Below are 4,415 nucleotides of genomic sequence, written 5' to 3'. Positions count from 1 at the left end.
TGCATGAATTACATTTTCAGCACCATCTATGTTAGTGCGAATACACTCAGTTGGATTATATTCAGCGGTATCTACTTGCTTTATTGCCGCAGCGTGAATAATTACATCAACACCTTCACACGCCTGTGTTAAGCGCTCTTTGTCGCGAACATCACCAATAAAAAAACGTAACTGAGGGTAATCGTATGCTGGGTATTTTTGTTTTATTACGGACTGCTTTAGTTCGTCACGCGAATAGATGATTATTTTTTTTACATCAGGGTAGCGAGCTAAAATAGTTTCTATAAATTTTTTACCAAATGACCCTGTGCCACCTGTAATTAAAACTGTTTTATTGTTTAACATAATTTTTCCATTAATTTAAAATAATCAAAATTTTAGAGCTGGCTATCTGACTTGTACTCGTAGTTGTAATAGCCATAATACCCGTAAGCATTACTTGCCTTTTTTATCACACCATTAAATACTACGCCTTTTACATCAATACCGTTTTGATCAAATCGATCTCGTGTTAATTCTATTTCACGTAAATGGTTTTGGCCAAAGCGCGCTACCAATAATGTAGTTCCTGTATGTGCACTAACTATCGCAGGGTCGGTTACCGCGAGTATTGGTGGTGTATCTATAATTACTATGTCGTAAGCGTTGCTTACTTCTTCAACCAACTTGCTAAAGTTGCTGTGCATTAATAGCTCTGAAGGGTTTGGTGGTATTTGCCCGCGGGTAATAACATTTAACCCTTCTACTTTGGTCGGTTTAGTAACTTGCTCCAGGTTTAAACGCCCCGATAGATAATCACTTAGTCCGTCGTCCCATTTTAAGCCAAACTGTGTTTGCAAATATCCCTTACGCATATCGGCATCAATGATTAGTACTTTTTTACCACTTTGCGCCAGCACCGAGGCCAAGTTAACCGATATAAACGATTTACCTACACCTGGGCTTGGGCCCGATATAGCAATAATATTGTTTTTAGCTTCCATCATCGCAAAATGTAAGCTTGTACGAAGGCTACGTAATGCCTCTATTGAAAGGTCTGCGGGGTTATCGAGCGCGAGTATGGTTTTTGCTTTTGCGGTTTTATTTTTGCGTGCTTTAGCAAAGCCGGTTAGCTTATCTTGATGATCTGAGTGCGGTACACTTGCGTAAACAGGTATGCCAAGTGCTTCTATCTCGCTTGGGTCTTCTACTCCTTTATGCATTGCTTTTTGTATAAGCACAATTGCAATACTCAACATACCGCCTAGCATAGTCGCCATAACCACTATTAATGCCTTTTTAGGCTTAACTGGTTTTGTGGTATTTACTTCGGCGTAGTCAATAACACGCACATTACCTACGGTGCCTGCACGTACTATGTCGAGCTCTTGGGTTTTACTAAGTAGTAGTGTATATATTTGATTGCTTACCTCAACATCGCGCTTTAGGCGTAGTAGCTCTTGTTGGGTTTCGGGCAGGCTACCTACCTCGCCAATTAGTTGGTCTTTTTGTTTTTCTACCGCTTGAATTTGCTCAACAATCCCCTGATACGATGGGTGATTTTTTTTAAATTTACGGCCGAGTTCTAAACGTTTTAAGTTTAGCTCTTGTAGTTTAGTCTCAAGCTTTACTACTTGCTCAAGTACACCTTGGGTTTCGAGCGTTATGTTTATAGACTGGCGTTTTATTTGGTAGTCGTTAAAGCGTTGCTCGGCGTATTCAAGTTGCTTTTTAATTTCAGGTAATTGTACTTCTAAAAATTCTAGCGACTTTTGTGCCTCTGCACTGTTGCGCTCTACATTGCGGCGTACATAAATAGCGGCTACTTTATCAAGCACTTTTTCAGCATAACTTGGTTTTGTGCTTTGTAGGCTTAAATTAATTATGCCTGAGTCTTTACCTTTTTCGCTTGCACCAATGGCTGCTTGTAAATCAAGTATTGTATTTAAGCGTTCTTGTCGGGTTAGTATAAACTCGGTACCAGGGCGAGCGTTAAGCTCGCGTACTGTTAGGTTAAACTTACCATTGGTAAGCTCATCACCTACTTTACCAGCGAGTATTTGTTCGCCATCAGCATTTAAAAGCTCCACGCCATTATTTGTTTGTGCTACAAGTGTAAACTCTTGGTTTATAGCCGTGCGCGGCACGTCAAACCTAAATATATTTATACTTTCGCCGCCCCAAGCGTAGCTGCTTGCACCAAAGCTTGGCTCGGCTAGGTCGCCCTGCTTCATTGGCATAAACTTGCGGTAAGCGCGATTACCAATAAAGGGGAAGAGCTTAGGCTCGGCTGTTATATCAAGCTTTAGTGTATCTACTGCCTCGCCAATTACACTGCGCGATTTAAGGAGTTCTATTTCGGTTACTGCGGCCGATGTGCTTTCGAACATGCCGGCCATATCGTCAAACCCTGGGACCGATGCGCCGCCATCTTCTACTTGTATCATGGCGGTGGCTTGGTAAACCGGTGTGCTTAATACAGCATAAACTACACCTACAAACATAAATAATGCGGTTATACCAGCTATGAAATATTTACGGTCGAGCAATGCACCTAGTAGTGCCATTAAGTCGATTTCTTGAGTGGGTTGTGCGGTATTTTTACTTTTATCACTAGGCTGGGCAGTCATTAATTTAGCCATTCCTTATAAATACTTTTGCCAAGCGCTGCATGCGCTATCGATTAATGTGTACACGTGTTCAAACGCCTCTTGGCTTTGGCGGTATGGATCGGGTATTTCGGCGTTGTTAATCCATTTACCTAATAAAAAGGTTTTACCGCGTGCCTCTGGGTAACGGGCGTGTACATCGTTTAAATGGCGTTCTTCCATTACTAAAATAACACTGTTTTGTGCCACTAAAGCCGATGTTAATTGGCGGCCTTGGTGGGCATCCATATTTACACCGTTTGCCTGCGCAATTTGCTTTGCTGTGGCATCGGCGGGTTTACCTTCAAGTGCGGTTAATCCAGCCGACGATACTTTAATATTTTTACCTTCAAGCTTTTGCTTTAATACATATTCACCGGTAGGACTGCGGCATATGTTACCCGCACAAACTACTAAAACTGAATCAAACATTTTTTAACCCTTAGTTTGATGAAATATCATCTAAGCTATCAACTGATGCTACCGATGGTAATAGTAAACTTATTACACGGTTCCAACGTGCAAGCGGTGCAGAGGTTACATATACAATGTCGCTTGGCTCAAGCTCAAACTGCTCTGCTAGTACCATTGCTGCAATATTTTTTGCATGCAGCTGGTATACGTTTGCAATATAGCCCGTTTGCTCTACGTTACTTTTACGCAGTACAAATACGCCGTTTGCATCTGCTGTTGCTTCGTTTAAGCCGCCCGAATCGCTTAATGCTTCGGCCAAGTTTAAACCATAGCGATTAAGGGTTACTGAACCTGCTTTTTTTACATCGCCTAGTACAAATACTTTTTGTGCATCGTTACGGCTTACATGCACTATGTCGCCGTGCTGTAATAAACGGTTTTGCGAAATATCGCCATGGGCATAAAAATCATCAAGCTTAATAACTTCAGTTTTATCGCCTCGGGTAAAGGTAACGGTGCGCCAATCGGCAGAATCGGTTAAACCGCCGGCTTGGTTTAGCGCATCAATTAGGGTTAGCGGTATTTCGGTTACAGGGTAAACGCCTGGCTGCTTAACCTCACCTGTTACGTATGCTTTTTGACTTCTAAAGCCCACTACTTTTACATCTACTTGTGGGTCTTCTATTACTCGGCTTAACCGCTTTACTAGGTCGTCACGCACTTGGCTAATAGTTCGGCCTGCGGCAGGTATGTTAGGCGCATACGCGTAAGTAATTGTGCCGTCTTTTTGTACCCTAAAGCCATCAAACTCTGCGGTACGCTGTACTGCAGCAGGTATTGTAAGCTCGGGGTGATCCCACACGCCTATTGTTAGTACATCGCCAACACCTAGTTTGTATTCGTAGTTGCTGGTGTTTACACCTGCATTACTTGAAATAGGCTTAGCGGCGGCCTGTTCTAACTTTTGTGTGTTTAAAAGCTTTGAGTCAATAATTTGAATGTTTACTTTTTCGAGATCTTGCTCAAGGTTATATGTTTTTTCGCCTGAGTCTATGCCTTCAAAATGGCTACCGGGTACTATTGTACACCCTGATATTGCTAGCATTACGAGAGAAGTTGCGAGTGATTTACAGCTTAACGCCATTGTAGAATCCCAAAATTATTTTAAATATTGCGCTTGCTCACCAACCTTGGTGAGTACTTATTTTTTTAGCGGTGTAATTAAAGCATGAGGTATGTTTACGCGCAAGCGCGAATCGATTTGTTGAAGCTATCAGCTATCAGCTATCAGCTATCAGCTATCAGCTCAGAAGAGACGAGATGAGACGAGACGAGACAAGCTACAAGCAAGGATGAGATAAGATGAGATAAGAT

Annotated in this window: 4 protein-coding genes; all 4 read right to left on the bottom strand. The window is 42.0% G+C overall.

Annotated elements, in window-relative coordinates; all coding sequences use genetic code 11:
- The coding region (locus B2R65_RS17095; RefSeq protein ID WP_286744669.1) for a polysaccharide biosynthesis protein at positions 1-345 on the bottom strand (345 nt) is incomplete at its 3' end.
- Between the two features lie 32 nt (positions 346-377).
- The gene (locus tag B2R65_RS17090) at positions 378-2,609 is read right to left on the bottom strand and encodes a polysaccharide biosynthesis tyrosine autokinase (RefSeq protein WP_286744666.1); all 2,232 of its coding nucleotides are present in this window, start codon (positions 2,607-2,609) and stop codon (positions 378-380) included.
- A gap of 15 nt (positions 2,610-2,624) precedes the next feature.
- The gene (locus B2R65_RS17085) at positions 2,625-3,059 is read right to left on the bottom strand and encodes a low molecular weight protein-tyrosine-phosphatase (protein WP_138686047.1); all 435 of its coding nucleotides are present in this window, start codon (positions 3,057-3,059) and stop codon (positions 2,625-2,627) included.
- A gap of 10 nt (positions 3,060-3,069) precedes the next feature.
- Complete coding sequence (locus tag B2R65_RS17080; RefSeq protein WP_286744664.1) at positions 3,070-4,185, bottom strand: polysaccharide export protein; 1,116 nt, start codon at positions 4,183-4,185, stop codon at positions 3,070-3,072.
- Positions 4,186-4,415 lie beyond the last annotated feature (230 nt).

Source organism: Pseudoalteromonas sp. UBA2102, assembly GCF_002331165.1.
Classification (GTDB): Bacteria; Pseudomonadota; Gammaproteobacteria; order Enterobacterales; family Alteromonadaceae; genus Pseudoalteromonas; species Pseudoalteromonas atlantica.
This window is presented reverse-complemented; position numbering and strand designations above follow the sequence as displayed.